Below are 26,795 nucleotides of genomic sequence, written 5' to 3'. Positions count from 1 at the left end.
ATGCGGATCGGGACGCTCAAGACGAGCTATGCCGCCGACGAGGCGCTCTTCGATACCGCGCTCCAGCGCGGGCTCCTCGTCGCCCTCCTCGTCGCGGCGGTCGTCTTCCCCTTCGTCGCGAGCCCCTACTGGCTGTTCCTCGCCTGCCTCTGCGCCATCAACGTCGCGAGCGCGACGGGTCTCAACCTCCTCACGGGCTATACCGGCCTCGTGAGCCTCGGCCAGGCGGCCTTCATGAGCGTCGGCGCCTACACGGTCGCCGTGCTCGAGATCAGGCTCGGCACGCCCTTCGCCCTGAACCTCCTGATCGGCGCGGGGCTCGCCGCAGCGATCGGCATCCTCGTCGGCATCCCGAGCCTGCGGGTGAAGGGGCTCTACCTCGCCATCGCGACGATCGCCGCCTCCGTGATCCTGCATTTCCTGTTCTCGCACTGGACGCTGACGGGCGAGGCACGGGGCCTCTCGATGCCGCCCGCCCGCCTCTTCGGCATCGCGATCGACCAGCCCTTCAGCCTCTACTGGCTCATCATGCCGGTCACGATGCTGATGGTGCTCGGCGCCGCGAACCTCCTCCGCACCCGGATCGGCCGCGCCTTCATCGCCGTCCGCGACCGCGACATCTCGGCGGAGGTGCTCGGCATCCCGCTGCTGCGCACGAAGCTCACGAGCTTTGCCATCTCGTCCTTCTATGCCGGCCTTGCCGGCGGGCTCTGGGCCTATTTCTTCCGCGTCGTCACGCCCGAGAGCTTCCCGCTCGACAATTCCATCTTCTACCTCGCCGCCATCATCGTCGGCGGCATGGGCACGATCCTCGGCGGCATCCTCGGCGCCGTGTTCATGACGCTCGTGCCGGAACTCCTCAAATTCGGGGCGAACTGGCTGACGCCGATCTATCCGGACGCCCTCTCGGCGCTCGCGCCGGTGCGCACCATCGTCTTCGGAGCCCTGATCGTCGGCTTCCTGATCTTCGAGCCGCGCGGGCTCGTCGAGATCTGGGTGCGGATCCGGCGCTTCTTCCATCTGTGGCCGTTCCGGACCTGACGGATGGCGAGCACGGTCTTCAAGGCCCCGCGAGAGGGCGGCAACCAAGGGAGGACGAGACATGACGGCCTTTGAACCGAACCGCCGGCGGATCATCGCCGGAACCGCCGCCGCAGCGGGCGCCATGGCCTTCGGGTTCGGACGAGCGTCCGCCCAGGCCGGCGCGCCGATCGTGCTCGGCGGCTCGATCCCCCTCACGGGCGTCTTCGCCTTCGCGGGGATCGGCATCCATGCCGGCATCCAGGATTATCTCAAGATCCTGAACGACGGCGGCGGCATCAAGGGCCGGCCGGTCAAGTACGTGGCCGAGGACACCGCCTACAAGGTCGACGCCTCGGTCGCCGCCTTCAACAAGATCAACAGCCAGGAGAAGGTGTCGCTCTATTACGGCGACTCGACCGGCTTCGCGAAGACCATCAATTCCGAGCTCGACCGGCGCGGCACCATGATCATGGCCGGCGCATCCTTCGCGACCGAGCTGAACGATCCCAAGAAATACCCGCTCCAGTTCATGGCGGGGCCGGACTACACGGAGATGTTCGGCATCCTCCTGCGCTACATCGCCAAGGAGAAGCCGGGCGCGCGCGTCGCCTTCGTCTATTCGGACACCGAGTTCGGCCGCGATCCGATCGTGCTGGGCGAGGCGCTGGCCAAGGAGCTGAAGCTCGCCGTCGTCGAGAAGATCGTCACGCCGCCGGGCAGCGTCGACGTCTCGACCGAGGTGCTGAAGCTGCGCCGGGCCAATCCCGACTTCACGATCTTCCACGGCTACGTGCTGGCGCCGATCCCCGAATTCATCACGCAGGCCAAGCAGATGGGCATGCGCTCGGCCTTCATGGGCACCTTCTGGACCATGGACAACTCGACCGTCCAGCGCATGGGCGACGCCGCGGAGGGCTTCATGGGCGTCATGCCCTACCGCTACTACTACGACCGCGACGGCTCCGCCCCGATGCTGGACCGGATCAGGCAGATGCGGCCGGACTACCAGTCGACGGGCTACCTGCAGGGCTTCGTCACCGCCATGCTGCTGACCGAAGCGGCCAAGCGGACGCTCGATGCCGGCAAGGACCTCACCGGGCCGAACCTCAAGGCCGGGCTGAACAGCATCAAGGATTTCGACACGGGCGGCCTCTTCGGCGTGCCGATCTCGATCCCCGGCAACTCCGTCCCGGTCGGCCGCATCTATCGCTTCGATGCCAAGGCGAAGCAGATGCAGCCGGCTTCGGACTGGATCAAGCTCTAGGCGGCCGGTCCGCACAGGGGATCCGGGGCGATGGCCGCAGCCGCTTTGCTCGACGTGAACAATGTCGAGGTCGTCTATAACAGGACCGTCCAGGTCCTGCGCGGCCTGTCGCTCCAGGTGCCGCAGGGCCAGATCGTGGCCCTGCTCGGCTCGAACGGAGCGGGCAAGTCGACGCTGCTCAAGGCCGTCTCGAACCTGCTCGCGCTCGAGGACGGCGCCGTCACGGCCGGCTCGATCCGGTTCGAGGGCCGGGACGTCGCGGCCGACCCGCCGCACGGCCTCGTCCGGCGGGGCCTCTTCCACGTCATGGAGGGGCGGCGCATCTTCGAGGACCTGACCGTCGAGGAGAACCTCACGGCGGCGACCTTCGCGCTGGCCGGACGGGCGGGCGCGGCCGCCGATTTCGACATGGTCTACGAGTACTTTCCGCGACTGCGCGAGCGGCGGCGAGGGCTCGCGGGCTATCTCTCCGGCGGCGAGCAGCAGATGCTCGCCATCGGGCGGGCTCTCGTCGCCCGTCCCTCGCTGATGCTGCTCGACGAGCCCTCTCTCGGCCTCGCGCCCATGCTGGTGGAGGAGATCTTCGCCATCATCGCGCGCATCAATGCCGAGCAGAAGGTCTCGATGCTTCTCGTCGAGCAGAACGCGGCCGTCGCCTTCGCGGTCGCGCATTACGGCTACATCCTCGAGACCGGTAAGGTCGTGATCGACGGGCCGGTCGAGCGGCTGATGCGCGATCAGGACGTGCGCGAATTCTATCTCGGCCTCGGCGGCGCGGGCGGCGAGCGCTCCTATCGCGACGTCAAGCACTACAAGCGCCGCAAGCGGTGGCTCTCGTGACGCTCCCCGAGCTGACGCTGCCGCAGATGCTGCGGCGGAACGCGCAGACGATGCCCTCTCGGCTCGCGCTGCTGCAGAAGGATTTCGGCATCTGGCAGCCCGTGACCTGGGCGGAGTACGATCGCCGGGCCCGGCATTTCGGCCTCGGCCTCCTCGCGCTCGGCCTGTCGGAGCGCGGCCACGTCGGCATCCTGTCCGAGAACCGGGTGGAATGGGTCGTGGCGCAGCTCGGGGCCGGGATGGTCGGCGGCGTCGCCATCGGCGTCTACCCGACGAGCCCCGCCAACGAGGTGGCCTATGTCCTCGGCCATTCCGAGGCCGAGATCGTCGTCTGCGAGGACCAGGAGCAGACCGACAAGGTGCTCGAGCGGCTCGGCGAACTGCCGCGCCTCAAACGGATCGTCGTGGTCGATCCGAAGGGCCTGCGGCATTACGAGAGCCCGCTGATCGTCTCCTTCGCCGAGCTGCTCTCGCTCGGCGCCGAGAGGGACGCCGCGGCTCCCGACGCGATCGAGACGCGGCTCGCCGCGCAGACGCTCTCGGATCTCGCGCTGATCGTCTACACCTCCGGATCGACCGGCAAGCCGAAGGGCGCCATGCTCAGCTTCCGCAACATGCGGGCGCAGGCCGCCGGCGTGATCGAGCGGCTCGGCGTCGGGGCGCAGACCACCAACCTCTCGTATCTGCCGCTCTGCCACGTCGCGGAGCAGATGCTGACCACGATGGCGCCGATCTATGCCGGATCCTGCGTCTCCTTCGGCGAATCCGTCCGCACCGTTCAGGAGGACCTGCGCGAGGTCGCGCCGAGTCTGTTCCTCGGCGTGCCCCGCATCTGGGAGAAGCTGCACGCCGCGATCCACATCAAGATGATGGAGGCGGGCGGCTGGCGCCGGCGCCTGTTCGAGGCGGGGCTCGCGGCCTGCGCGCCCTTCGCCTGCAAGCCGCCGCACGAGCGCAGCCTGCGCGAGCGCGCGCTCTTCGGCTTCTACTACCTCACCGTCTTCCGCGCCCTGCAGAACTTCGTCGGGCTGCGCAAGGCGCAGGTGGCGCTCACGGGCGCGGCCCCGATCCCGCCCCGGATCGTCGCCTTCTTCCGCACGATCGGCGTGCCGCTCGTCGAGGTCTACGGGCTCACCGAGACCTCCGGGATGGCCACCGGCCAGCGCCGGGACACGATGCGGCCCGGCGCCGTCGGCGAGGCGGTGGCGGGCGCGACCGCGAAGCTCGGCCCGGACGGGGAACTCCTCGTGCGCGGCGAGATGGTCTTCGAGGGCTATTTCCGACACCCGGAGGCGAGCGGGGCCGTGCTGCGCGACGGCTGGCTGCATACGGGGGACGTCGCGGTGCTCGAGGGCGGGCAGGTCAGGATCGTGGACCGGCTGAAGGACATCATGATCACGGCCGGCGGCAAGAACCTCTCGCCGTCCGAGATCGAGAATACGGTCAAGGGCAGCGCCTTCATCAAGGAATGCATCGTCGTGGCCGATGGCCGCCGCTACCCGTCGGCCCTCGTCCAGATCGACGCGGAGACCGTGGGGAAATGGGCGGAGGAGAACCGCATCCCCTTCACGCATTTCCGGAGCCTCGCGGAGCATCCGCGCATCCGCGAGCTGATCGAGGCCGAGATCGGCGCGGCGAACGCGCTTCTCGCGCCCGTCGCGCAGCTGAAGCGCTTCCACCTCCTCACCAAGGAGCTCGACCATGACGACGACGAGGTGACGGCGACCATGAAGGTCCGCCGCGCGAACATCGCCAGCAAATACGCCGCCGAGATCGAGGCGCTCTATCGGCCGGAGCGCGTTCCGGAGCCGGCCTGAGGAACAGTCGAGATGGGCAAGTCCTTTGCCTGCGGGAGCGAGCGCTGATGTCGGCGTCGCTTTGGAAGACGCCGCAGCAGCGCAAGGCCGAACGGGCGCTGAAGCGCGAGGCGGTCCTGCGCGCGGCGGCCCGCGCCTTCAGCGAGCAGGGCTTCCACGGCACCTCGCTCGACGACGTCGCGGATCGGCTGAAGGTCTCGAAGCCCACGATCTACCATTACGTCCGCAGCAAGGACGACATCCTGTGCGAATGCGTCAGGCTCGGCCTGGAGCGCCTCGATGCCGCCTCCGCCGCGGTGGCGGCGGAAGGAGGCGTCGCGACCGGGCTCGACCGGCTGACGGTCCTCTGGACGGAATACGCTCACATCGTCACGGAGGATTTCGGCCGCTGCCTGATCCTGGTCGGCGAGGATCCGCTTCCTCCGGCCGCTCGCAAGGAGCTGCGCACGCTGAAGAGCCGCATCGACCGGCGCTTCCGCTCCCTCGTCGAGACCGGCATCGCGGACGGCTCCATCCGCCCCTGCGATCCGCGCATGCTCGCCTTCGCCGCGGCCGGCGCCCTGAGCTGGATCGCGCGCTGGTACGACCCCGACGGCCCGCTCTCGCCGGACCAGATCGCCCGCGAGACGGTGTCGTTCATCGTGGATGGGATCCGAGGCTGAGCCATCGGCCGAAACCGCGCGCCACGACCGGGCAGAGTGCCGGATCGCTGGCGGTGACGGAGGGATTCGAACCCTCGATACGGCTTTTGACCGTATAACGGTTTAGCAAACCGCCGCCTTCAGCCTCTCGGCCACGTCACCTCAGGTGCGGTGGATTAGGGCTTCGCCTGCGGCGGGTCAACAGAGGTCGCGTCGGACAAGGGCCCGCGCGTGAGGCCGCGGCTGCGCTCGTAGTGCTTGGCAACGCGCATGTGCCGGGCGATCGCGTAGTTCGCGGCCGTCAGGAAGCCGTAGGTGCCGCGCAGGAAATGCCGCCGGATGATGTAGGCCTTCCAGAACGATGCCTGGAATTCGAACAGGATGCGCCAGGTAGGGATCACGATTCCGCGCGCCGCGAGATCGTCGGCCTGCTGGTCGGAATAGCGGTCGAGTTTCGCGAGCTGGTCGGCGAGGGAGCGCACCGAGAAATGATGCAGGATCGCGCGGAGCGAGCCGATCCGCGCGCCCTCCGCCATGTCCACCCTGTCATGGACGGGCGAGGCCGAATAGCGTCCACGGCTGCGCCGGTAGAGCCGCACCGGGTGGAGCGTATAGGCGAATCGGTGGGGCCTCTCCTCCCCGGGAAAGACCTCGGCGATGCCGATCCGGTAGCCGTCCTCCTCGGGCTCGCCCCGAGCGAAGAGGGAGCGGATCTCGGCCCGCAATTCCGGCGTGACGATCTCGTCGGCGTCGAGATTGAGCATCCAGTCGTGCCGGCAGAGTTCCTCGGCGAAGCGCTTCTGCGGCCCGTAGCCCTCCCAATCCCGGTGGACGACGCGCGCACCGAGCCCCTCTGCGATCGCGACCGTCGCATCGGTCGAGCCGGAATCGACGACGATCAGGTCGTCCGTGAGGTCGCGCGCGGCCCGGATGGCCGCGCCGATCCGGTCGGCTTCGTTGCGGGCGATGAAGAAGACCGAGAGCGGCTGGCGCGCAGCGGACGTGTCATCCGGCCCGTCCCGGTTCGAGCGATAGGTCACGTGGTCGGAATCCCGCGAAATCGCGCCCGCATAGACCGATCGGGCCGCGATGCCCAGGATGACGGGTGCCGAGGGCGGGCGATTCGGCCTCGCCGTCCTCGCTCCTGGGGCGAATGCAAGAGCTTCATCCGCTCCTCGTGCCGGCGCGCTTCGGGCCGGGATGCATGACGCTCCTCGGCCGGTCAGTCCTCGAAGACGGGCGCCCGCTTCTCCCGAAAGGCTCGCATGCCCTCGGCGATCTCCGCGCCGCGAAGGCTGTCGTGGTGCCGACGGTTCGCCTCCGCGCGATCGAGGTCTCCGCGCGCGATCTCGTTGATCGTGCATTTCATCGCTTGGGTGACGCGGGGCGCGTTGGCGGCGATCCGGCCGGCGAGGTCGGCGACGCGGGAATCGAGCTCGGCCGAGGGAACGAGGTCGGTGAGGTAGCCGATCCGCAGCATCTCGGCGGCCTCCAGGGTCTCCGCCGTCAGGAACAGACGCTTCGCCGCGTCCGGTCCGAGCCGCGTCACGTAGCGCACCATGCCGCCGCGATAATAGTGGAGCCCGAGCCGCGCCGCCGGCATGAACATCTTCGTCAGTTCCGTCCCGATCCGGAAGTCGCAGGCGAGCGCGAGATCGGTCGAGCCGCCATAGACGCCGCCGTTCAGCCGGCAGATGGTCGGAAGCGCGAAATCCTCGATCCGGTTGGCGAGGCGTTCGAAGGCGGTCTCGCCGCCGTCCTCCGGCTCCGCGGCGGCCGGTGCCGCGCTCCGGCGCGCGAGATCGCCGAGATGATAGCCCGAGCTGAAGGCCCGCCCGGTGCCGGTCAGGACGAGGACGCGCACGGAGCGCATCGCCTCGAGCCGGTCGAGGCTCTCATGCAGACTGACGAGGTCCTCCGGCTCGATCCGGTTGAGGTGGCGAGGCCGGGCGAGCCGCAGGGTCGCAACGGTGCCGTCGATAGTCAGGATCGGCGGGCCGGCCGTCTCCTCCGTGGCCGTCACGGGAGCCTCCGTCGGAAGAGCGGGACGACGTCATTCATCGCGGGACCCTACAGCCTCTGTCCGCCCGTGGCCCGGATCAGCTCGCCCGTCACCCAGCGCGCCTCGTCGGAGGCGAGGAAGGCGACGACGTCGGCGATGTCCGAGGGCTGGCCGACGCGCCCGATGGCCGTCGTCGCGGCCACCGCTTTCGCCCGCTCCGAACCCTCCGCAAGCGGATTCATCTCCGTCGCGGTGGCGCCGGGAAGGACCGCGTTGACCGTGATCCCGCGCGGGCCGAGATGCACCGCGAGCGCGCGGGTCAGCGCGTCGAGCCCGGCCTTGGTCGGCGCATAGGCGACGAGGTCGGGGAAGGCCGACAGGCTCGCCATCGAGCCGATATTGACGATTCGCCCGCCCGCCCGGATCCGCGGCGCGGCCGCCTGGATCAGGAGGAAGGGGGCCTTCAGGTTGATCTGGACGACATCGTCCAGCATCTGCGGCGTCACGTCCTCGAAGCGCGCGCGGGTGCCGATCCCGGCATTGTTGACGAGGATGTCGAGGCCGCCCTGCCCCGTCCGCTCCGCGACGCCGGCGCAGGCGTCCTCGACGAGCGTCGGGATGGCCTGCGGGTCGCGCAGATCCGCCCCCACCGCGAAGGCCGCGCCGCCCGCCGCCGCGATCTCGGCGACCACCGCCTCGGCGGCGGCCGACGAACTCCCGTAATGGACGCAGACGAGTGCCCCGTCCCCGGCGAGACGGAGCGCGATGGCGCGCCCGATCCCGCGCCCTGCCCCGGTGACGAGCGCCGCCTTGCCCGCCAATCGTCCTCCGCTCATCCCGCCCTGCCCTTTTGTCGTCCGCACCGCCGCCCGCGCGTCGCGAGGATCGGCCTCGCGGACGAGGCCGACCTGTGGCACGCTCCGGTCGCATCGCTGATAGAGGGTTGCCGCCGGCGAGGCGAGTAGGGCGGGCGCGCGCCATGCAAGGCGTCTTGCGCGATCGCCCCTTTCGCCGTGGTGGCGGGAACGGAGATATCTCGGCCGTGTTCGATGCGATCGACCGCAAGATCCTGGACGTCCTCCAGGAGGATTCCTCGCTCCCGATCGCGACCGTCGCGGAACGGGTCGGGCTCAGCAGCGGGCCCTGCTGGCGGCGGATCAAGCGGCTGGAGGAGAAAGGCGTCATCAAGCGCCGCGTCGCGGTCGTCGACCGGCGCAAGCTCAACCTCGCCACCACCGTCTTCATCGCCGTGAAGGCGCCGCGCCATGCGGCGGAATGGTCGGAGGCGTTCCGCCGCGTGATCGACGGCTTCCCGGAGGTCGTCGAGGCGTGGCGCCTGACGGGCGACATCGACTACCTGCTCAAGGTCGTCGTCCCGGACGTCGCGGCCTATGACGGCTTCTACCAGCGGCTGATCACCCGGCTCGACTTCTCGAACATCTCGGCCTCCATCGCGATGGAGGAGATGAAATTCACGACCGCGATGCCGACGACCTACATGGAGTGAGCGGGCGGCTCCATGTCGGCCCGGCGGCCGGCCCGGCGCGAGCGCGGCAGGCCGCTACAGGCGGGCGATCTGGTATTCCCGGTCGACCGAGCTCGCATGGAGGTGATGGTCGTAGCCGTAGACGTGGATCGAGACGGCCTCCTCGCTCCCGGCATTGATCATCTGATGAAGGTTGGGACCGCTCGGCAGCATGCAGGCGACGTAGCCCGGCCCGCGATCGGCCTCCCCCGTGGCGACGGCGTGGGTGTCGCTGATCGGCCGGAACCAGACCTCCCGCACCGCGCCCCGGACGACGCCGAAACAGCATGAGCAGTGATGGTCGTGCACGGATGTCGTCGCGCCGGGGCTCCAGACCATGGCCCAGACGCTGATCCCCCCCTCGCCGAACAGGAAGTTGCGCGTATAGCCGCCCGGCTTCCGCTCGAGCGCGAGGCCGGACACCCAATCGGGCTGCGCCACCATGCGCTCCAGCATGCGGCGGGCCGTGGAGAGATAGACCTCGACCGGCGCGGCGGCGGCCGCACCGAGACCGGCGAGGAGAGTTCCGTGCTCAGGCAGCGCGCGTAAATCCATGTCCCACCTTTCCGACGACACAAGAATGCGTCGCTTCCGGTGGGATGAGGTCTCAATTGTGATGCGTTCCAGGACCGCCCTTGAAACCTCATTTCCGGCTCGGCCCGGACGGAGCAATCACGTTTCCCGCACCGCCGCGGGGCTGCGGTCCGCCTTGCGTACCCCGGACGATTCGCGCCCTTTGTGCTGACGCAAATCCAACCGGCCGCATCGCGCGTAGGAACGGTTCGGGCAGTCGGCGGAGGCACCCTCCCCTTTTGACGCCGCCGGGGATCAACGCGGGAAACAGCGCATGTCACGCGGGCCAGGATTCGCTCTTCCCGATCTCGGCGTCGTCTTCGGCGCTCTCCGCCCGCAATCCATCGAGCGGCTCGAGGACACGGCCGAGTTCCACGTCATCTCGACCGGCGCGCGCGTGACCAGTCAGGGGGACGTGCCGACGCATTTCCACCTCGTCCAGGAGGGCTGTCTCAGGCTGGCGCATATGGCGGCCAGCGGCGCCCATATCGGGCTCGGCTTCGCTGGTCCGGGCGATCCGGTCGGCTGGCCGTCGGCTCTGCGCGCGACGCCTTACGCGACGACGGCCTGGGCCGTCACCGAGACGCGGGTGCTGCGCTGGTCGCGGGCCGATTTCGAGGCGGTCGCGAGCGCGGACCCGGCGCTCCTGCGCGGCGCCGTGCAATTCCTCTGCGACCGAAACGACGCCATGCTGGCGCAGCTTCAGGAAATCGTCACCGAGCCGGTCGAGCAGCGGCTCGCGCGCGCCGTCCTGCGGATCGCGGTGCAATGTCGGGACGGGATCGTCATCCAGACTCCGCCCGTGTCGCGTCAGGACCTGGCCGAGCTCACCGGCACGACGCATTTCACCGTGAGCCGCATCCTGAAGGACTGGGAGGAGGAGGCCCTCATCGCCAACCGCCGGCCGCGCATCCTCGTCTGCGACCAGAGACGTCTCGAGGAGAGGGCCGAGGGCCGGCGCGGGATCATCCGCCGGCGACGCTTGCCTCGATCCCCGGCAGGTCGAGCAGCCGAACGCCATCCGGAACGATGAGGATCCGCCGGTCGCGCTCGAGAGCCGTCAGGGTGCGGCTGACGGTGCTGATCGTGAGGCCGATGTAATCGGCGATGTCCTGCCGGCTCATCGGGAGGGGAACCGTCACGGAACTGCGGCCGCCGATGGCCGACCAGCGCCGCCGCATGTGCAGGAGAAAGGACAGGACCCGAACCTCCGCCCGCGCCTTGCCGAGCAGGACGAGGTGATGCTGCGCCATCGTCATTTCCTGCACCGCAGCCCGGTGCAGGCGGCGCAGGAGGTGGGGCTTGCGGTCCAGGAATTCCTGGAAACCGGCGCGGCGGAAGCAGCAGGCGCGCGAATCGACCACCGCATCGGCGCAGAACGGGCTGCGCTCCTCCATCGACAGCCCGAGGAAATCGCCCGGCAGCAGGAAGCCGACGATCTGCCGCCGGCCGTCCGGCAGGAGCGAATAGAGGCGGATCGTGCCGGCGAGGACGTTGAACACGACGTCGGACCGGTCTCCTTGGATCGTCAGAACCTCGCGCGCGGCGAAACTCCGGCGCTCGGACAGCTGGGCCAGTTCGGCGAGTTCCTCGTCGACCAGCGCGCCACAGATGCTGACCGGCCTCAAGTCGCAGTTCATGCACCCCGCCTGCGGGGCGAGCAGAGCCGCCGGCAGATCCGGCGGAGCGTCGAGGAGGAGCGCGTCTGAAGGCGGCATCATCCCGCGATCCTAGCCGTTGCGGCTGACGGGACTTTGACCTGGATCAACTTCGCCGGGGAAAACGAGGCCTTCGGTTTGCAGGTGGCCCGCGCTCAGCGGGACAGGCGCGGGCGGCACAGGATCGGGCCGTAAGCGAGTGCGAAGCCCGCGAACGCCGCCACCCAGGCGAGTCCCGCGATCCACAAAAGCCACGCGGCGGACGGCACGAGGGCCGCTCCGATCCGCGCGACGGCGGCGACGAGGACCAGGCCGAACACGGCCTCCGTCGCGCGGTCCGCGACGAGGTCGCGCCCGGTATGGCCGAGGCTCGCCCGTGTCATGACGGCGAGCGTCATGGCGCCGATGGCGCCGCCGGTCCAGGCATGGATGCCGGCCGTCTCCGGGACGAGGCCCCAAATGCCCGCCCCGAGGAGCACGAAGCCGATCGGCACGAACACGTAGCCGAGATGCAGGATCAGAACGAGACGGTCGGACAGGGTCCGATCCCCGGCCCAACGGGCGAGCCGGACCGCCTGGATGCAACCCGCGAGGATCAGCGAGGCGGCCGTCCAGGCTGATTGCGGCGCCGCGGCCCACGCCGCCAGAGCCGCGAGGCCGATCGCGAGCGAGACGATATCGAACCGTCCGAACGGCACCGGCAGCCGCCCCTCGCCCCGCCGGGCCAGCCAGTTTCGGGTGAAGCTCGGAATGATGCGGCCGCCGATCAGCATCACCAGAAGGATGGCGACGGCGAGCCCGATCCGGATGCCGGTCTCGGCCGTTCCGTGCCGCGCCGCTTCGATGTGGAAGGTGACGTTGCCGAGCGCGAAACAGGTGACGAGCAGCAGGACCGGCAGGTTGCGCCAGTTCCGCCCGGTCACGACCTCCCGCGCGACGACGAGAACGACGCCGATCAGGAACGCGCAATCGATCGCGGCGGCCGCCTGCCAGCCGATGACGGCGGAGAACGCCACGGCCGGCCGACCCGCCGCCCATAGGAGAACCAGCCCGAGAAGGGGATTGCCCTGGAGCGGCATGCGGCCGGTCCAGTTGGGGATCGCGGTGAGGAGGAAACCCGTGGTGACGGCCGGCAGGTACCCGTAGAGCAGCTCATGCACATGCCAGTCTCGGGGGGCGAAGGCCGTCGGGACGTCGATCCAGCCGAACCACAGCGGCAGCAACAGCACCATCGCCAGCGCGGCCTGGAGGGCGCCCATCAGGAAGAACGGCCTGAAGCCGTAGGAAAGGATGGCGGGGCCACTATAGTCCCGGAGCCTGGGAATCGGTGCCATGGCTCGGGCTAGCGCCCGGTGACGTCGCGATCTTTGCGCTTGATCAAGGAGTGCGGCTCGGTCGAGATCGGCATGATGCCGCGGCGACGAGAGGCCATCCGGATATGAAGGATATCGACGCGGCCCGGATTGCCGGGCTTCCCGTGTTCTCGGGAGCCTCGCCGGCACAGATCGAGGCGATTCTCGCAGAGGCGCGCCAAACGGCCTATCCCAAGCGGCACCCGATCTTCCGGCAGGGAGACAGGGCCGAGTCGTTCTGGCTTCTGCTCGAGGGCCGATTGCGAGCGATCAAGCTCACGCCGGAGGGCGAGCAGGTGATCGTCCGTCATGTCGGGCCGGGCGAACTCTTCGGCATCGCCGTCGCGATGGGCCGGCCCGTCTACCCGGCGACCGCCATGCCCCTCGTCGACAGCCACGCTCTCGTCTGGCCGTCCTCGGCCTGGCACCGTCTCGTCGAACGCTGCCCGCCCTTCGCGACGGCCGCGCTTCACGCGGTCGGGGATCGCCTGAGCGACGCCCATGCGCAGGTCGTGGAGATGTCGACGCAATCCGTCGAACGCCGCATCGCCCATGCCCTTCTCCGCCTCGCCGGCCAGGCCGGACGTCCGCTCCCCTCGGGCACGGAGATCGACATGCCGCTCTCGCGCCAGGACATCGCCGAGATGACCGGGACGACGTTGCACACCGTGAGCCGCATCCTCAGCGCCTGGGAGGCACGGGGTCTCGTCGGGGGCGGGCGGCGCAGGATCCACATCCTGGATGCCGAGAGGCTCACCGCGCTCGCCTCCGGCGAGACCACGCAGCCGGACGGGCCGGAATCGGCGCGCCGCTAGGGCAAGGGCCGGCGGAGCCCATTGCGCTGGCGCAAAGACGCCCCCACCCGCTTCGCTAAAACCGGCCCAGCTGAGTCTGCGGCAATTGTCGTCGCGGGTCGCAAGGCTGCGGACATGAAGCCGGTCGCGGACCGTCGGCCTCGGGTCCGGAGCGAAGCAAGGGGCGGGTGCCGTGATCGGCCAACTCACGAAGAACGAGCGACAGAATGCGCTCGCCATCCTGATCGCGATGGCGGTCGGCGGTCTCGTCATGACGATCGGCGGGCGCAACTCGCTGCTCGGCGTCCATGGCGGCCTGGTGCTCATGATCGCCGTCGTCGGCATCTTCGCCATGACCGCGACGCTGAAGCTTCCCGATCCCGCCGAGGATCGGCTGAACGCCTATTACGACGACCCGACCAAGGTCGGCATCATCATTTCCATGGTGTGGGCGGTGGCCGGCCTCTTCGTCGGCGACTGGATCGCCTGGCTGCTCGTCTTCCCGGATCTCACCTTCGACGCCGCCTGGGCGAGCTTCGGCCGTCTGCGGCCGGTTCATACGAGCGGCGTCATCTTCGGCTTCGGCGGCAACGCGCTGATCGCCACCTCCTTCTACGTCGTGCAGCGGACCTGCCGGGCCCGCCTGCCCGATCAGGTCACGCCCTGGTTCGTGCTCTTCGGCTACAACCTGTTCTGCGTCATCGCCGCGACCGGCTACCTGATGGGCGTCACCCAGTCGAAGGAATATGCCGAACCGGAATGGTACGCGGATCTCTGGCTCGTCGTCGTCTGGGTCGTGTATTTCCTGCTGTACCTGCGCACGCTGTCGCGGCGGAAAGAGCCGCATATCTACGTCGCCAACTGGTACTACATGGCCTTCATCCTGGTCGTGGCGGTCCTGCACATCGTCAACAACCTCGCCGTGCCGGTCTCCTTCGGCAGCGAAAAGGCCTATTCCGCCTTCTCCGGCGTGCAGGATGCGATGACGCAATGGTGGTACGGCCACAACGCCGTCGCCTTCTTCCTCACCGCCGGCTTCCTCGGGATGCTCTACTACTACCTGCCCGTGCGGGCGGGGCGGCCGATCTACTCCTATCGGATGTCGATCATCAGCTTCTGGGGCATCACCTTCTTCTACATGTGGGCCGGCTCCCACCACCTGCACTACACGGCCCTGCCGCAATGGGTTCAGACCCTCGGCATGACCTTCTCGGTGATGCTGCTGGTGCCCTCCTGGGCCTCGGCCGGCAACGCGCTGATGACGCTCAACGGCGCCTGGGACAAGGTGCGGGACGACGCGACGCTGCGCTTCATGTTCGTCGCGGCGGTGTTCTACGGCCTCTCGACCTTCGAGGGCTCCTTCATGGCGATCCGCGCCGTGAACTCGCTCTCGCACTACACTGACTGGACGGTCGGCCACGTCCATGCCGGCGCCCTCGGCTGGGTGGCGATGATCACCTTCGGCGCGATCTACGCCTCGGTGCCCTGGCTCTGGAAACAGGACAGGATGTATTCGGCCAAGCTCGTCGAAGTTCACTTCTGGCTCGCCGTGGCCGGAACGCTGATCTACGTCTTCGCCATGTGGAATTCCGGCATCATCCAAGGACTGATGTGGCGGACCTACAACGACAGCGGAACGCTCGCCTATTCGTTCATCGAATCCCTCGTGGCGATGCGGCCCTACTACATCGCACGCGCCATCGGCGGCCTGCTGTTCCTGCTCGGCGCCCTGGTCGGTTGCTACAACATCTGGATGACCATCCGCATGGCGCCGCGTGAATCGGCCAAGGCCGACAGGCCCGAACCCGGCGCCGCGGGCGCGCCGGTTCTCCAGCCCGGAGAGTAAGGACGATGTTCGGTCTTCATTATCGCCTCGAACGCAAGGCGATCGGGCTCGTGCTCGCCATCATCGGCGTCTCCTCGATCGGCGGCCTCGTCGAGATCGCGCCGCTGTTCACGATCCATCAGACGGTGGAGGACGCACCCAACATGCGCGTCTACACGCCGCTCGAGGTCGCCGGCCGCAACATCTACATCCGCGAGGGCTGCTACGCCTGCCATTCGCAGATGATCCGCACGCTCCGCGACGAGGTCGAGCGCTACGGCCCGTACTCGCTCGCGGTGGAATCGAAGTACGATCACCCGATGCTGTGGGGCTCGAAGCGGACGGGGCCGGACATCGCCCGGCTCGGCGGCAAGTATTCGGATGCCTGGCACGTCGCGCATCTCATCAATCCGCGCGACGTCGTGAAGGAATCGATCATGCCGGGCTATCCCTGGCTGGCGAGGACCTCGCTCGCGAGCGAGGATCTCGGGCTGCACCTGAAGGCGCTGCGCCGGGTCGGCGTCCCCTATACCGACGAGATGATCGAGCACGCCTCGAACGACGCCTACGGCCAGTCGGCCCCCGACTCGTCGGCGGCCGAGGGCGTCACCAAGCGGTACGGCGAGGCGACGAACGTGCGCGCCTTCGACGGCAATGCCGGCCGGCTGACGGAGATGGACGCGCTGGTCGCCTATCTCCAGATCCTCGGCAGGCTCACCGACGCGGCCACCAAGCCCGTCGCCTCGGCGGAGAAGTGACCGCGATGGAAGTCGATCACCAAACCCTCGTCTGGTTCTCGAAGTCCTTCGGGCTCTTCTACCTCATCGGCCTGTCGCTCGCCGTCGTCGCCTACGCGTTCTGGCCGTCGAACAAGTCGTCTTTCGATCAGGCCGCGGGGTCGATCCTCCGCGAGGAGGACAAGCCGTGGCGATAGAGGAACGCGATTCCCATACCGGCTACCTGACGACCGGCCACGAGTGGAACGGCATCAAGGAGCTGAACACGCCGGTGCCGAAGGCGGTCTACGTCTTCCTGATCGCGACCGTCGTGTTCACCGTCGCCTATATCGTGCTGATGCCGGCCATCCCGCTCGGCGTCACCTTCACGAAGGGGCTGCTCGGGCTCGACGATCGGCGCGAGGTCACGCGCGCCGTCGAGGACGCCGCGGCCGAGCGCGCCGTCTGGACGAAGCGCATCGAGACCGGCAGCTATCAGGACGTCGCGGCCGATCCGGCTCTGATGCGCTCCGTGCGGCAGACCGGGCGCACGCTCTTCACCGATAACTGCGCCGTCTGCCACGGCACGGACGCGAAGGGCGGCCACGGCTATCCCAGCCTCGTCTCGGGCTCGCCGCTCTGGGGCTCGGATGCGGACAGCATCGCCGAAACCATCCGGGTCGGCATTAACGCCACGCATCCGAAGACGCGGGTCGGGCAGATGCTGGCCTTCGGCCGCGACGGCATCCTTCAGCGGGCGGACGTCGACAACGTGCTGGATTACGTGCTGACCCTCTCGGGCCAGCCCCCGGTGCGGAAGGCGACGCCCGAGCAGCTCGCCGCCGGCAAGGCCACCTTCGCCGCGCAATGCGTGTCCTGTCACGGCGAGGACGGCAAGGGGAAGGCCGATCTCGGCGCGCCCGACCTCACCGACCGGCACTGGATCTATGGCGGAGACGCGCAGTCGATCCTGACCACGATCTGGAACGGTCGCCAGGGCCACATGCCGTCGTGGGAGGATCGGCTCAGCCCGGTCGACCGCAAGATCCTGACGCTCTACCTCATGGACCTGAGGAAGAGCCCGTGACCGAGCCCGCCGAGCACGCGCCGCGGCGTTCGCGCCGCCGCCTGACGGTCTGGCTCCTGGTCGGAGCCGGCCTCGCGCTGTTCGGCGCAGCCAACGCGCATCTCGTCTACGTGGCTTTCAGCTCGCAGCCCGATTGCGTGGCCCATATGAAGCCCGGCCAGGCCGGGGGTTCGCCATCCGGCTTCGCCGCGGCACGATCCGCCTGCGCATCCGGCTGACGGTTTGACGGGACGAAACCGACGATGACGACGCTCCCCGCAGTTGCTCCTCCCCTCGCGCCGAAGTCGCGCTGGAAGCGCGACCTCACGCCCTCCGCCGCGACGGAATGGCTGGCCGCCGGCTGGCGCGACCTTCTGGTCCGCCCCTCGACGAGCCTCGTCTATGGCGCCTCCGTCTTCCTGATCTCGGTCGCGACCGTGATCGGCCTGTTCCGCTTCGGCTGGGACTACATCCTGTTCCCGGCCTTCGCGGGCTTCATGGTGGTCGGGCCGATCCTCGCCGTCGGACTCTACGAGAAGAGCCGGCGGATCGAGCTCGGCATGCCTTTCTCGCTGAGGGACATGCTGTTCGTGAAGGCGGCCTCGAGCGGCCAGTTGCTGTTCATGGGCGTCCTGCTCTGCATGCTGATGCTGCTGTGGATGCGCACGGCCGTCATCATCTACGCCCTGTTCTTCGGCCTGCGCCCCTTCCCGGGCCTCGAACACGTCGCCGCGATGCTGTTCACGACCGGGACCGGCTGGGCGATGCTGATCGTCGGCACGGCGATCGGCGGCCTCTTCGCCGCCTTCGCCCTCGCCATCAGCGCCTTCTCGGTCCCGATGATGCTCGACCAGCGGATCGACGCGCTCACCGCGATGGGCCGCAGCACGGCGCTGGTCTGGCACAACCTGCCCGTGATGCTGACCTGGGGCGCGATCGTCGTCGGCCTCTTCCTCGTCGGCCTCGCGACCAGCCTCCTCGGACTGATCATCGTCTTCCCGGTCCTCGGCCACGGCACCTGGCACGCCTATCGTGCGATGCGGGACTGAGGGCCGGCCGTGACCTGCTGCGCCGCCTCGCTCGCCATCGCGGCGCAAGGCTCCGACCTCGCTTCGCGGCCGCGCGAGGAATTGCTGCTCGCGAGCCGGGAGATCGGCCCGGATCTGCGGCAGAGCGACCTCTCCGTTCCCTCGATCCATTGCGGCGCCTGCATCCAGCGGATCGAGCGCGTCCTCGGGGCGCTGCCGGGGGTCGAGCATGCCCGCGTCAACCTCTCGACGCGGCGCGTCTCCGTGCGCTGGCGCGGTGAGGCGCCCCCTCCCCTGATCGAGACCCTCGCCGCCGACGGCTACGCGGCCCATCTCGACGACGGCACCGACGAGCCGAAGGACCGGACCCTCGGCCAGCTGATCCGGGCGCTCGCCGTCTCGGGCTTCGCCGCCAGCAACATCATGATCTTCTCGGTCTCGATCTGGTCCGGCGCCGAGCCCGAGACGCGGGACCTGTTCCACTGGCTGTCGGGCCTGATCGCGCTCCCCGCCCTCGCCTATGCCGGCCAGGTCTTCTTCCGCTCGGCCTGGAGCGCGCTGCGGCATGGCCGCACCAACATGGACGTGCCGATCTCGATCGGCGTTCTCCTCGCCTTCGGCATGAGCGTCTACGAGACGGCGCATGGCGGCCCGCATGCCTATTTCGACGCCTCGGTCTCCCTCCTCTTCTTCCTGCTGATCGGCCGCACGCTCGACCACGTGATGCGGGAGCGTGCCCGTGTCGCGGTCAAGGGCCTTCGCGGCCTCGCATCGCGGGGCGCACTGGTTCTGGAGGCCGACGGCTCGCGGAGCTACCGGCCGCTGCCGGAGCTCGAGCCCGGCATGACGATCCTCCTCGCGGCGGGCGAGCGCGTGCCGGTCGATTCGCTGGTGCTCGACGGACGTTCGGATCTCGACGCCTCGCTCGTGTCCGGCGAGAGCGCTCCGCGCGACGTCGTCCCGGGGACGCGGCTCGAAGCGGGGACGCTGAACCTGACGGGGCCGCTGGTGGTGCGGGCCGAGGCGAGCGCGGGCGATTCCTTCCTCGCCGAGATGCTGCGCCTGATGGAGGCCGCCGAAGCCGGCCGGTCGCATTACCAGCGCATCGCCGAGCGGGTATCGCGGCTCTATGCGCCGGTCGTCCATCTCGCGGCGGCGCTGACCTGCCTCGGCTGGGTCCTCGCGACCGGCGACTGGCACCGCGCGATCACCATCGCGATCGCGGTGCTCATCATCACCTGCCCCTGCGCCCTCGGCCTCGCGGTGCCGATGGTCCAGGTCGTCGCCGCCCGGCGGCTGTTCGAGGCCGGAATCATGGTCAAGGACGGCGGCGCGCTGGAACGGCTCGCCGAGATCGACGCGGTGGTGCTCGACAAGACGGGGACGCTGACGCGCGGCGAGCCGAGACTGGTCGCGGGCGAGGCGGTGGACGAGGCCGCACTCGGCATCGCGGCCGCCATCGCCGCCCATTCCCGCCATCCCTATTCGCAGGCGGTCTCGGAGGCCGCACGCGCGCGCCTCGGTCCGGTGCCGCCCGTGGCGCCGGGCGATGTCAGCGACCATCCGGGCTCCGGCCTCGAGGCCCGGCTCGACGGCGCGCTCTGGCGTCTCGGACGGGCCGACTGGGCCTTGGCGGAAGACGCGCCGGGCCGCGGCTCGGACGGCGTCGTCCTCGCCCGGGACGGCCGGCTCGTCGCCACGTTCCGGTTCGAGGATCGCCTCCGCGAGGATGCGCGCGCGGCGGTGTCTGCGATGACCGCGAACGGGCTCTCGGCCGAAATCCTGTCCGGTGACGCCGAGCCCCCCGTGCGGCAGGTCGCGCAGGCCCTCGGACTTCCCTGGCGGGCGCGCATGGTGCCGAGCGGCAAGGTCGCCCATATCGCCGAGCGGGCGCGCGAGGGCCGGCGCGTCCTCATGGTCGGCGACGGGCTCAACGACGCCCCCGCCCTCGCCGCCGCGCATGCCTCGATGGCGCCGGCCAACGCGGCCGATATCGGCCGCAACGCCGCCGACCTCGTCTTCCTGCGCGAGAGCCTGCTCGCCGTGCCCCAGGCCCTGTCGGTGGCGCGGGAGGCCCGGACGCTGGTGCGCGAGAACCTCTTCATCGCGATCGGCTACAACGCGATCGCCGTGCCGATCGCGGTGCTCGGCTACGTCACGCCTCTCGTCGCGGCGATCGCCATGTCGCTGTCCTCGATCATCGTCGTCGCGAATGCCCTGCGCCTGTCCGGCCGGACCATGCCCGTCCGGCGGGAACCGGCCGCGCCGGCTCCCACCCTGTCGTCGCAGGTCGCGTGATGGACGATTTCCTGTTCCTGGTGCCCATCGCCCTCGCCCTCGGGCTGGCGGGCCTCCTCGCCTTCATGTGGTCGCTCAGGAGCGGCCAATACGACGATCTCGACGGGGCCGCCGAGCGCATCCTGTTCGAGGACGACCGCGACAGTCCCTCCTCCGCGCCCTCGCCCTCGCCCTCGCCTTCCCCAGCGCCCAGCCGAGGGCCGAAGCCGTGACGGCATCGCGCTTCCTCTTCGCGGCCGTCTGCCTCCTCTGGGCGGGGATGGTGCTCGGCGTGTCGTTCCTGGCGACGCCCGCGAAGTTCCTCGCGCCCAGCCTCTCGCTGCCCGTCGCGCTCGATGTCGGCCGACACACCTTCGCGACCTTCGCGAAGGTCGAGTGGGTCGTCGTCGCCCTGCTCGCGGCGTCCGCCCTCGCGACCGACATCCGTCGGATGGCCGCCGCGACCGCTCTCGCCATGGCGGTGCTGGTCGCGATCCAGGTCTTCGCGCTGATCCCGGATCTCGATCGGCGGGTCTCGATCTACCAGGCGGGACAGGTCCCTCCCCCGTCTCACCTGCACATGGTCTATATCGCGATCGAACTGCTCAAGGTCGTCGTCCTCGCCACGGGCGCGATCGCAGCATGGCAGATCGCAGCCCCTCGTCCCGGACGAGATAGCGCAGGCCGATAACAGCCGCCGCGAGGCCGGCGGCCGCCCCGACCGCGATCGCCCAGCGCGGCCCGAACGTGTCCGCGACCCAGCCGATGAGCGGGCCGCCGACCGGCGTCGTGCCCATGAGAAGCGCCATGTGAATGGCCATCACCCGCCCCCGCATCGCAGGCTCGCTCGACAGCTGGACGAGGCTGTTGGCGCCGGTCGTGAAGCTCTGGGTGGCGATCCCGACGAGGACGAGCACGAGGCCGAACAGGGCGTAGTTCGGCATCGCCGCGGCGACGGCGAGGCCGAGCCCGAACAAGGCCGCGGCCCCGGTCAGCGTGAGGATGCCCGGCCGCTCCCGGCGCGCGGCCAGAAGCGCGCCCGCCACGGAGCCGACGGCCATGCACGAGGTCAGGAGGCCGAATTCGGCCGAGCCGACCTGAAAGACCTGAACCGACATCGACGAGATGAAGATCGGAAAGTTCAGCCCCAGCATGCCGATGAAGAAGAGCATCAGAAGGATCGCCCGCAGGTCTGGACGGCCCGAGACGTAGCGGAGGCCGTCGGTCAGCGAACCCGCCGTCAGGATCGGCCGCACCCTCGCCCCGGCGCCGACGCGGCGCAGCAGCCCGAGCGCGACGAGCACGGGGACGAAGGAGAGTGCATTGGCGAGGAAGACCCAGCCGCTGCCGGCGGCCGCGATGACGAAGCCCGCGATCGCCGGGCCGATCGTCCGTCCGAGGTTGAAGGAGGCCGAATTCAGGGCGACCGCGTTCGACAGATGCGCCTCGTCGACGAGGTCGGACACGAAGGTCTGGCGCGCCGGCGCATCGAAGGCGGACACGCACCCGAGCAGGAAGGCGAAGACGAACACGTGCCAGAGCGCGACGAGGCCCGTCACGACGAGGGCGCCGAGACCCAGCGCCAGCAGCCCCATCGCCGCCTGCGTCGCGAAGAGCAGCCGCCGGCGGTCGAAGCGGTCGGCGGCCCAGCCGGTCACGGGCAGCAGAAGGATCTGCGGCCCGAACTGCAGCCCCATCACGATTCCGACCGCCGTCGCGTTCCGGTCGGTCAGTTCGGCGAGGACGATCCAGTCCTGGCCCGTCCTCTGCATCCAGGTCCCGATGTTCGAGACCAGCGCCCCCGCCGCCCAGACGCGGTAGTTGAACCCCGCGAGCGACCGGAAGACGGCGCTCACCGGAGGAGCCCGCTCAGCCCCGCGGGTCGAGCCCCAGCATGATCTCGGCGTTCTGCACCGCCGCGCCCGAGGCGCCCTTGCCCAGATTGTCGAGCCGGGCGACGAGGAGGGCCTGGTCGCCGCGTCCGTAGACGCGCAGCTCCATCAGGTCCGTCTCGTTCAGGGCCTCCGGCTCGAGCCGGTCGCCGGGCGATGCCGCGACCACCGTGACCTGGCCGTCGGCCGCATAATGCGCCTTGAGCGCGGCCTCGAGATCGGACGGCGACGGCCGCCCCGGCAGCGTCGCGAGATGCAGCGGCACCGAGACCAGCATCCCCTGCCGGAAATTCCCGACCGAGGGGATGAAGATCGGCCGCCGGGTCAGCCGTGCATAGGCCTGCAGCTCCGGCAGGTGCTTGTGCTCGAAGCCGAGACCGTAAAGTTCGAACGAATTGCCCTTACCGCCTTCGAAGAGCTCGATCATGCCCTTCCCGCCGCCGCTATAGCCCGAGACGGCGTTGACCGAGATCGGATGATCGGCGGGGACCAGCCCGGCGTCGACGAGCGGCCGGATGAGGGCGATGCCGCCGGTGGGGTAGCAGCCGGGATTGGCGACGCGCTTCGCCGCGGCGATCGCCTCGCGCTGGCCGGGCGCGAGTTCGGCGAAGCCGTACGCCCAGCCTTCCGCGACGCGATGCGCGGTCGAGGCGTCGAGGAGACGGGGGGCCGAGGCGCCGAGTTCGTCCGCGAGCGCGACGGTCTCCTTCGCGGCCTCGTCCGGCAGGCAGAGGATGACGAGATCGACCTCCTCCATCATGGCCTTGCGCGCGGCCGGATCCTTGCGCTTCGCCGGATCGATGCTGCGAATCTCGAGGTCGGCGCGCCCGGCGAGCCGTTCGCGGATGCCGAGGCCGGTCGTGCCGGCCTCGCCGTCGATGAAGACGCGGGCGACCCGCGCCTTGGTCTCGGCCTTGCTGGGAACCTCTGCGAGCGTGCTGCTCATGGATCGTCACCCGGTTCGGAGAATGCTGGATACGAAAAAGCCGCGCGGCGGCGCGGCTCCGACGACAGGACCTCGCAGGCCCGCGACAAAGCACGCTAGGGCGTGGAACGTCGGATCGGTCGTCGCGTCATCATGGGCGGGATATGTCGTCCGCGCCCATTGCTGTCAATGCGTCCCACCCATCGGGCGCCTTGCGGAACATTAGCGGAACGGTTACTATGTTCCTGCTTTGTTTCGACATTCCGAGTCGGCCGTGGCAGGTACTCGGGTCCGGAGGCGACCATGCTGACCCGCAAACAGAACGAACTCCTGCGTTTCATCCACGAGCGGGTGCGTGACAGCGGCGTACCCCCGTCCTTCGACGAGATGAAGGAGGCGCTGGAGCTCAAGTCGAAATCGGGCATCCACCGGCTCATCACGGCCCTGGAGGAGCGCGGCTTCATCCGCCGCCTGCCGAACCGGGCCCGGGCGCTCGAAGTGATCCGGCTGCCCGAGGGGATCGCCCGTCCGCGCCTGCCGCCGAACGTCGTCGAGGGGAATTTCGGCAAGGCCCGCGCCCCCGCGCCGGCCGCGGTCGCCGAGGGGCCTCGCCCCGTCTCCATCCCGGTCATGGGACGCATCGCCGCCGGCACGCCCATCTCGGCCATCCAGCACCCCTCGCACGCGATCACCCTCTCGCCCGACTTCCTGATGTCGGGCGGCGAGCATTACGCGCTCGAGGTGAAGGGCGATTCGATGATCGAGGCCGGCATCCTCGACGGCGACACGGTCGTCATCAAGAAGCAGGACGTCGCCAACACGGGCGACATCGTCGTCGCGCTGATCGACGACGAGGAGGCGACGCTGAAGCGCCTGCGCCGGCGCGGCTCCTCGATCGCCCTCGAACCCGCCAACCCGGCCTACGAGACGCGCGTGCTCGGACCCGACCGCGTGCGCATCCAGGGCAAGCTCGTGAGCCTCGTGCGGCGCTACTGAGGGGCCGTCATGAGAGGGGGCCGGATACTCCCTCGCTCCTCATCCTGAGGCGCTCGGCCCGCATCGCGGACGGTCCCGAGATGCGCTCCGAAGGATGCCGAAGCCGGCACAGCCGACTTGGGGTGCCGAGCTTCGACGGACGCACCACCGTCGGCCGTGCTTCGAGGGCGACCTCCGCTCGCACCTCGGCATGAGGTGAGGTGTGGAATGGTCGCCGGACGCCGTGGCTCAGGGCTCCGCGTCGTCCTCCGTGGCGGATGACGGCGCGGCTTCCGATGGAACGCTCGGGGCCGTCCGGGAGGGGGCCGGACGCCTCGGCAGCCAGGGACGCGTCTCGCCGGGGCGTCGCGCCGTCTCCATGACGAAGCCGCCGCCGGGTCCCGTCCGCAGGCTCGTCGCGCCCTGGGCTGCGAGGCGGTCGCGGTCGAGGATCACGGCGGCCGCGCAACCGGGCGGAGCCGGGAGGCGCGAGACGACCACCGCCGCGCGCCGGCAATCCTCGGCGAAGCCGCGTCGGTCGGTCAGGTGCGAGACCGCGCGCCCGTCGGGAAGCCGGGCCGTGCAGCCGATCCGGTCGCAGGAGACGCCCCGGCGCAGCGTCGGGTCCTTCGGATCGCGGGCATCGCCGTCGGCCCGAAGCCATTGCGTCGCCGTGAAGGCGGCGACCGATCCGACGAGGACGAGCCGTCCGTCGGCCCCTCGGATCGCGGCGCCCGATCCGTCCCGCGCCGCGATGACGTCCGGCCGCTCGGCGCGCGCCGCCAGCAGCAGCCCGGCGAGAAGCGGCACGAGCGCGAGGAGGCGCAGGCGCGAGACGGGGAGCGTCGCGAGAAGGAGGGCGAGCGCCAGCAGCAGGAGCGCACCCGTGCCGAAGGCCGGGGCGAGCACGGTCGAGCTCGGGAAGGACGCGACCCAGGCCGAGAGCTGCAGCACGCCCTCGACCGCCCAGCCCATGACGATCCAGACCCAGCGGTCGAGCCCGAAGGGCAGCATCAGGGTGCCGAGCACCGCCGCCGGCATGACGGCGAAGGAGACGAGGGGCAGCGTCGCCGCGTTCCCGATCAGCGCATAGGGCTGGAGGGCGTGGAAATGGAAGGTCCCGAAGGGCGCGGTCGCGATGGTGGCGACGAGGGTCGTGCCGATCGTGCCGAGGACGAGCGCGCCGAGCCATAGCCCCACCCGCCGGAGCGGATCGCCCGGCTCGGCCGGCCGCCGCCAGCGCCGCAGGGCTTCCGCGAGCGCGATCAGCCCCGCGACGGCGCCGTACGACATCTGGAAGGAAGGGCCGAGCAGCGCCTCCGGCTCGCGCGCGAGGACGACGAGGGCCGAGAGCGCGAGGTTGCGCAGCGAGAGGGCCGGCCGGTCGAACAGGATCGCGCCCTGCATGACGAGGATCATCACGAGCGAGCGCTCGGTCGCGACCTCCGCGCCCGAGAAGATGCAATAGGCGCTCGCCCCCGCCATCCCGACGAGCGCGGCGATCTTCTTGATGGGCCAGCCGAGGGCGAGCGCGGGCGAGAGGGCGAGGAGCGCCCGCGTCAGCCAGAAGAAGACCCCGGCGGCGAGCACCATGTGCAGGCCCGAGATCGACACGACATGGTAGATGCCGGCCGCCCGCAACACGTCGTTGGTCGCCTCCTCGATGAGGCCGCGCTTGCCGGTGACGAGCGCCGCGGCGACGGCTCCCGCCTGTCCGCCGATCGCCCCCGCGATCCGCTCCGTCAGCGCGTTCCGGGCGCCGTCGATCGCGGCGGCGAAGCGGAGGGAGGAGTCGGCCCCCTCCCCCGCGACGGGCTTCAGGGCGCCCGAGGCCGAGCCGACCGCGCCGATGCCGCGGAAATAGGCGTCGCGGGCGAAGTCGTAGCCGCCGGGCCGGGCGGCTTCGGGCGGCGGCAGGAGCCGCGCCGTGCCTTCGACCCGCTGCCCGGGCGCGAGCCCGGCGAGCGATCTCACGACGAGGCGCACCCGCTCCGGGCGCTCGCCCTCCTTGAGCGTGCCGATCGAGACGACCCGCAGCACCACCCGGCCACCGCCCGAGGCCCGCTGGTCGATCGATTCGACGAAGCCCACGACCTTCGCGACGAGCGTGCGGTCGAGGACAGGGGCACGCAGGGCCTCGATCCGCAGCAGAGCCGCGGCAAAGCCGAGGAGCAGGGCCGCCGCGCCGAGCAGCGCGATGGAGAGGCCGAACCGCGCCCGCGCCGCGAAGGCCGCGCCGCCGGAGACGATGCCGAGGACCAGCGCCGGCCAGGGCGACGGCGGCCCTTCGGCGGCGAAGGCGAGGAGGATGCCGCCCCCGAAGGCGACCGCGAGCCAGGGGAAGAGCCGCCGCTCCTCGATCTCGCGGCGAAGGCAGAGCCGCAGCCCGTCCCCGACCTCGCTGCGGAGGCGTCCGAGATCGAACGCCCCGACCCCGCTTCCGGCAAAGCCGGATGCGCCGAGGGCGCGCGCGGCCATCCGCGCCCGGCGGGGCGCGCCGCTGCCCTCTGGACCAGCCGCCTGCGGCATCGAGCCGTCGGGCTCCATGCCGCATCCGGGTGCATGCTAGATCATTTTCGCGCGGCGAGGGGAGCGGGATCCG

At 69.9% G+C, this 26,795-nt stretch carries 27 protein-coding genes and 1 tRNA gene; 18 read left to right on the top strand and 10 right to left on the bottom strand.

Features of this window, described 5'->3' with window-relative positions; all coding sequences use genetic code 11:
• The 5 genes from EV668_RS06730 (at position 1) to EV668_RS06710 (ending at position 5,606) form a co-directional block, all read left to right on the top strand.
• Positions 1 to 1,041 (top strand): branched-chain amino acid ABC transporter permease, encoded by a 1,041-nt coding sequence (locus EV668_RS06730; RefSeq protein WP_133769023.1) that lies wholly within the window; start codon positions 1 to 3, stop codon positions 1,039 to 1,041.
• Positions 1,042 to 1,102: 61 nt separating this feature from the next.
• On the top strand, positions 1,103 to 2,287 hold the full coding sequence (locus EV668_RS06725) for an ABC transporter substrate-binding protein (RefSeq protein ID WP_133769022.1): 1,185 nt from the start codon (positions 1,103 to 1,105) through the stop codon (positions 2,285 to 2,287).
• Positions 2,288 to 2,317: 30 nt separating this feature from the next.
• Positions 2,318 to 3,127: an ABC transporter ATP-binding protein gene (locus EV668_RS06720; protein WP_133769021.1), complete on the top strand. Its 810-nt coding sequence runs from the start codon at positions 2,318 to 2,320 to the stop codon at positions 3,125 to 3,127.
• Positions 3,124 to 4,944, top strand: a complete 1,821-nt coding sequence (locus EV668_RS06715) for an AMP-dependent synthetase/ligase (protein ID WP_245512896.1) — start codon at positions 3,124 to 3,126, stop codon at positions 4,942 to 4,944. Before EV668_RS06720 ends, EV668_RS06715 begins: the two co-directional genes overlap by 4 nt.
• 47 nt (positions 4,945 to 4,991) lie before the next feature.
• Positions 4,992 to 5,606, top strand: a complete 615-nt coding sequence (locus EV668_RS06710) for a TetR/AcrR family transcriptional regulator (protein ID WP_245512895.1) — start codon at positions 4,992 to 4,994, stop codon at positions 5,604 to 5,606.
• A gap of 48 nt (positions 5,607 to 5,654) precedes the next feature.
• Here the strand turns inward: EV668_RS06710 and EV668_RS06705 are convergent.
• The 4 genes from EV668_RS06705 to EV668_RS06690 all read right to left on the bottom strand — a co-directional run bounded on the left by EV668_RS06705 (position 5,655) and on the right by EV668_RS06690 (position 8,423).
• A tRNA-Ser gene (locus EV668_RS06705) sits at positions 5,655 to 5,747 on the bottom strand.
• Positions 5,748 to 5,761: 14 nt separating this feature from the next.
• Positions 5,762 to 6,625 (bottom strand): glycosyltransferase family 2 protein, encoded by an 864-nt coding sequence (locus EV668_RS06700; protein WP_133769019.1) that lies wholly within the window; start codon positions 6,623 to 6,625, stop codon positions 5,762 to 5,764.
• Between the two features lie 182 nt (positions 6,626 to 6,807).
• Complete coding sequence (locus tag EV668_RS06695; RefSeq protein ID WP_133769018.1) at positions 6,808 to 7,608, bottom strand: enoyl-CoA hydratase/isomerase family protein; 801 nt, start codon at positions 7,606 to 7,608, stop codon at positions 6,808 to 6,810.
• 47 nt (positions 7,609 to 7,655) lie between these two features.
• Positions 7,656 to 8,423: an SDR family NAD(P)-dependent oxidoreductase gene (locus tag EV668_RS06690; protein ID WP_133769017.1), complete on the bottom strand. Its 768-nt coding sequence runs from the start codon at positions 8,421 to 8,423 to the stop codon at positions 7,656 to 7,658.
• Positions 8,424 to 8,629: 206 nt separating this feature from the next.
• Here EV668_RS06690 and EV668_RS06685 point away from each other — a divergent pair, with 206 nt between their 5' ends.
• Complete coding sequence (locus EV668_RS06685) at positions 8,630 to 9,094, top strand: Lrp/AsnC family transcriptional regulator (protein ID WP_245512894.1); 465 nt, start codon at positions 8,630 to 8,632, stop codon at positions 9,092 to 9,094.
• A gap of 54 nt (positions 9,095 to 9,148) precedes the next feature.
• Here EV668_RS06685 and EV668_RS06680 read toward each other — a convergent pair whose 3' ends face one another.
• Positions 9,149 to 9,667, bottom strand: a complete 519-nt coding sequence (locus EV668_RS06680; RefSeq protein WP_133769015.1) for a cysteine dioxygenase family protein — start codon at positions 9,665 to 9,667, stop codon at positions 9,149 to 9,151.
• A gap of 292 nt (positions 9,668 to 9,959) precedes the next feature.
• On the opposite strand from EV668_RS06680, the gene EV668_RS06675 reads away from it, so the two are divergent.
• Entirely contained in the window at positions 9,960 to 10,718 is a 759-nt protein-coding gene (locus tag EV668_RS06675) for a Crp/Fnr family transcriptional regulator (protein WP_133769014.1), read from the top strand.
• Here EV668_RS06675 and EV668_RS06670 read toward each other — a convergent pair.
• Together EV668_RS06670 and EV668_RS06665 are read right to left on the bottom strand one after the other, a co-directional pair.
• Positions 10,651 to 11,406 (bottom strand): Crp/Fnr family transcriptional regulator, encoded by a 756-nt coding sequence (locus EV668_RS06670; RefSeq protein WP_245512893.1) that lies wholly within the window; start codon positions 11,404 to 11,406, stop codon positions 10,651 to 10,653. The genes EV668_RS06675 and EV668_RS06670 overlap by 68 nt on opposite strands.
• Positions 11,407 to 11,498: 92 nt before the next feature.
• Complete coding sequence (locus EV668_RS06665) at positions 11,499 to 12,677, bottom strand: NnrS family protein (RefSeq protein ID WP_133769013.1); 1,179 nt, start codon at positions 12,675 to 12,677, stop codon at positions 11,499 to 11,501.
• Between the two features lie 104 nt (positions 12,678 to 12,781).
• Here EV668_RS06665 and EV668_RS06660 point away from each other — a divergent pair, with 104 nt between their 5' ends.
• The 10 genes from EV668_RS06660 (at position 12,782) to EV668_RS06615 (ending at position 21,092) form a co-directional block, all read left to right on the top strand.
• On the top strand, positions 12,782 to 13,510 hold the full coding sequence (locus tag EV668_RS06660) for a Crp/Fnr family transcriptional regulator (RefSeq protein WP_133769012.1): 729 nt from the start codon (positions 12,782 to 12,784) through the stop codon (positions 13,508 to 13,510).
• Between the two features lie 172 nt (positions 13,511 to 13,682).
• Positions 13,683 to 15,335, top strand: a complete 1,653-nt coding sequence (gene ccoN / locus EV668_RS06655) for a cytochrome-c oxidase, cbb3-type subunit I (RefSeq protein WP_208111483.1) — start codon at positions 13,683 to 13,685, stop codon at positions 15,333 to 15,335.
• A 5-nt stretch (positions 15,336 to 15,340) separates the two neighbouring features.
• Entirely contained in the window at positions 15,341 to 16,072 is a 732-nt protein-coding gene (ccoO, locus tag EV668_RS06650; protein WP_133769011.1) for a cytochrome-c oxidase, cbb3-type subunit II, read from the top strand.
• Between the two features lie 5 nt (positions 16,073 to 16,077).
• Complete coding sequence (locus EV668_RS06645; protein ID WP_133769010.1) at positions 16,078 to 16,248, top strand: cbb3-type cytochrome oxidase subunit 3; 171 nt, start codon at positions 16,078 to 16,080, stop codon at positions 16,246 to 16,248.
• Positions 16,239 to 17,117 (top strand): cytochrome-c oxidase, cbb3-type subunit III, encoded by an 879-nt coding sequence (ccoP, locus tag EV668_RS06640; protein ID WP_133769009.1) that lies wholly within the window; start codon positions 16,239 to 16,241, stop codon positions 17,115 to 17,117. The genes EV668_RS06645 and ccoP overlap by 10 nt, the downstream gene beginning before the upstream one ends.
• Positions 17,114 to 17,335, top strand: coding sequence for a hypothetical protein (locus EV668_RS06635; RefSeq protein ID WP_133769008.1), 222 nt, complete (start codon positions 17,114 to 17,116; stop codon positions 17,333 to 17,335). Before ccoP ends, EV668_RS06635 begins: the two co-directional genes overlap by 4 nt.
• Before the next feature lie 24 nt (positions 17,336 to 17,359).
• Positions 17,360 to 18,145 carry a DUF2189 domain-containing protein gene (locus tag EV668_RS06630; RefSeq protein ID WP_133769007.1) on the top strand — a complete coding sequence of 262 codons (786 nt, stop codon included), beginning with the start codon at positions 17,360 to 17,362 and terminating at the stop codon, positions 18,143 to 18,145.
• Between the two features lie 9 nt (positions 18,146 to 18,154).
• Positions 18,155 to 20,422, top strand: coding sequence for a heavy metal translocating P-type ATPase (locus EV668_RS06625; RefSeq protein ID WP_133769006.1), 2,268 nt, complete (start codon positions 18,155 to 18,157; stop codon positions 20,420 to 20,422).
• Positions 20,422 to 20,634 (top strand): cbb3-type cytochrome oxidase assembly protein CcoS, encoded by a 213-nt coding sequence (gene ccoS, locus EV668_RS06620; RefSeq protein WP_133769005.1) that lies wholly within the window; start codon positions 20,422 to 20,424, stop codon positions 20,632 to 20,634. Before EV668_RS06625 ends, ccoS begins: the two co-directional genes overlap by 1 nt.
• The gene (locus tag EV668_RS06615; protein WP_208111482.1) at positions 20,631 to 21,092 is read left to right on the top strand and encodes a hypothetical protein; all 462 of its coding nucleotides are present in this window, start codon (positions 20,631 to 20,633) and stop codon (positions 21,090 to 21,092) included. Before ccoS ends, EV668_RS06615 begins: the two co-directional genes overlap by 4 nt.
• On the opposite strand, the gene EV668_RS06610 is transcribed toward EV668_RS06615, so the two are convergent.
• Both EV668_RS06610 and argC read right to left on the bottom strand, forming a co-directional pair.
• Positions 21,007 to 22,257 carry an MFS transporter gene (locus tag EV668_RS06610; protein ID WP_133769004.1) on the bottom strand — a complete coding sequence of 417 codons (1,251 nt, stop codon included), beginning with the start codon at positions 22,255 to 22,257 and terminating at the stop codon, positions 21,007 to 21,009. The two genes, EV668_RS06615 and EV668_RS06610, sit on opposite strands and share 86 nt — an antisense overlap.
• A gap of 13 nt (positions 22,258 to 22,270) precedes the next feature.
• The gene (gene argC / locus EV668_RS06605; RefSeq protein ID WP_133769003.1) at positions 22,271 to 23,239 is read right to left on the bottom strand and encodes an N-acetyl-gamma-glutamyl-phosphate reductase; all 969 of its coding nucleotides are present in this window, start codon (positions 23,237 to 23,239) and stop codon (positions 22,271 to 22,273) included.
• Positions 23,240 to 23,521: 282 nt separating this feature from the next.
• Between argC and lexA the strand changes: the two genes are divergently transcribed.
• Positions 23,522 to 24,214: a transcriptional repressor LexA gene (gene lexA / locus EV668_RS06600; protein ID WP_133769002.1), complete on the top strand. Its 693-nt coding sequence runs from the start codon at positions 23,522 to 23,524 to the stop codon at positions 24,212 to 24,214.
• Positions 24,215 to 24,442: 228 nt separating this feature from the next.
• On the opposite strand, the gene EV668_RS06595 is transcribed toward lexA, so the two are convergent.
• The gene (locus EV668_RS06595) at positions 24,443 to 26,740 is read right to left on the bottom strand and encodes a ComEC/Rec2 family competence protein (protein ID WP_245512892.1); all 2,298 of its coding nucleotides are present in this window, start codon (positions 26,738 to 26,740) and stop codon (positions 24,443 to 24,445) included.
• Positions 26,741 to 26,795 lie beyond the last annotated feature (55 nt).

Source organism: Enterovirga rhinocerotis, from assembly GCF_004363955.1.
GTDB classification, from domain to species: Bacteria; Pseudomonadota; Alphaproteobacteria; order Rhizobiales; family Beijerinckiaceae; genus Enterovirga; species Enterovirga rhinocerotis.
The sequence above is the reverse complement of the archived record's forward strand: the minus strand, read 5'-3'. Positions and strand labels throughout refer to the sequence as shown.

Bases quoted from the DNA above. Each gene is read 5' to 3' on its own strand.
- EV668_RS06730 (WP_133769023.1), top strand. From the start codon at position 1: ATGCGGATCGGGACGCTCAAGACGAGCTATGCCGCCGACGAGGCGCTC.
- EV668_RS06725 (WP_133769022.1), top strand. From the start codon at position 1,103: ATGACGGCCTTTGAACCGAACCGCCGGCGGATCATCGCCGGAACCGCC.
- EV668_RS06720 (WP_133769021.1), top strand. From the start codon at position 2,318: ATGGCCGCAGCCGCTTTGCTCGACGTGAACAATGTCGAGGTCGTCTAT.
- EV668_RS06710 (WP_245512895.1), top strand. From the start codon at position 4,992: ATGTCGGCGTCGCTTTGGAAGACGCCGCAGCAGCGCAAGGCCGAACGG.
- EV668_RS06690 (WP_133769017.1), bottom strand. From the start codon at position 8,423: ATGAGCGGAGGACGATTGGCGGGCAAGGCGGCGCTCGTCACCGGGGCA.
- EV668_RS06680 (WP_133769015.1), bottom strand. From the start codon at position 9,667: ATGGATTTACGCGCGCTGCCTGAGCACGGAACTCTCCTCGCCGGTCTC.
- EV668_RS06675 (WP_133769014.1), top strand. From the start codon at position 9,960: ATGTCACGCGGGCCAGGATTCGCTCTTCCCGATCTCGGCGTCGTCTTC.
- EV668_RS06670 (WP_245512893.1), bottom strand. From the start codon at position 11,406: ATGATGCCGCCTTCAGACGCGCTCCTCCTCGACGCTCCGCCGGATCTG.
- EV668_RS06665 (WP_133769013.1), bottom strand. From the start codon at position 12,677: ATGGCACCGATTCCCAGGCTCCGGGACTATAGTGGCCCCGCCATCCTT.
- EV668_RS06660 (WP_133769012.1), top strand. From the start codon at position 12,782: ATGAAGGATATCGACGCGGCCCGGATTGCCGGGCTTCCCGTGTTCTCG.
- ccoO (WP_133769011.1), top strand. From the start codon at position 15,341: ATGTTCGGTCTTCATTATCGCCTCGAACGCAAGGCGATCGGGCTCGTG.
- EV668_RS06645 (WP_133769010.1), top strand. From the start codon at position 16,078: ATGGAAGTCGATCACCAAACCCTCGTCTGGTTCTCGAAGTCCTTCGGG.
- EV668_RS06630 (WP_133769007.1), top strand. From the start codon at position 17,360: ATGACGACGCTCCCCGCAGTTGCTCCTCCCCTCGCGCCGAAGTCGCGC.
- ccoS (WP_133769005.1), top strand. From the start codon at position 20,422: ATGGACGATTTCCTGTTCCTGGTGCCCATCGCCCTCGCCCTCGGGCTG.
- argC (WP_133769003.1), bottom strand. From the start codon at position 23,239: ATGAGCAGCACGCTCGCAGAGGTTCCCAGCAAGGCCGAGACCAAGGCG.
- lexA (WP_133769002.1), top strand. From the start codon at position 23,522: ATGCTGACCCGCAAACAGAACGAACTCCTGCGTTTCATCCACGAGCGG.
- EV668_RS06595 (WP_245512892.1), bottom strand. From the start codon at position 26,740: ATGGAGCCCGACGGCTCGATGCCGCAGGCGGCTGGTCCAGAGGGCAGC.